Source organism: Bacillus sp. SIMBA_026 (assembly GCF_046535335.1).
GTDB lineage: Bacteria > Bacillota > Bacilli > Bacillales > Bacillaceae > Bacillus > Bacillus velezensis.
Genome location: NZ_JAWRWX010000393.1, coordinates 1 through 246, shown reverse-complemented (window position 1 = coordinate 246; position 246 = coordinate 1). Strand labels below are relative to the sequence as shown.

1 pseudogene is annotated in these 246 nt (G+C 55.3%); it reads right to left on the bottom strand.

The window, feature by feature from the left end:
• Window positions 1-101 (bottom strand): annotated as a pseudogene (locus SB847_RS21945) (M20/M25/M40 family metallo-hydrolase); the annotation flags it as partial.
• Window positions 102-246: the final 145 nt, after the last annotated feature.

Below are 246 nucleotides of genomic sequence, written 5' to 3'. Positions count from 1 at the left end.
CGCTCAGTCGCGGTTATCATCGCCGCCAGGCTGCCTTTCATATCAGCGGCTCCGCGCCCGTATAAATACCCTTCGTGCGTGGTAGGTTCAAACGGCGGGAACTGCCAGTCATTGAGGGCGTCCTAGATCTGCCTTGCGATTGCCCATGAAAAAGTCACCGGAGTAGAGACGGATACCCAAATTCTCAGGCTTGATCGTGTTCATTCGCTCAGCTCCACCACGCTGCCAGTTTCTTCATCAAAGCCC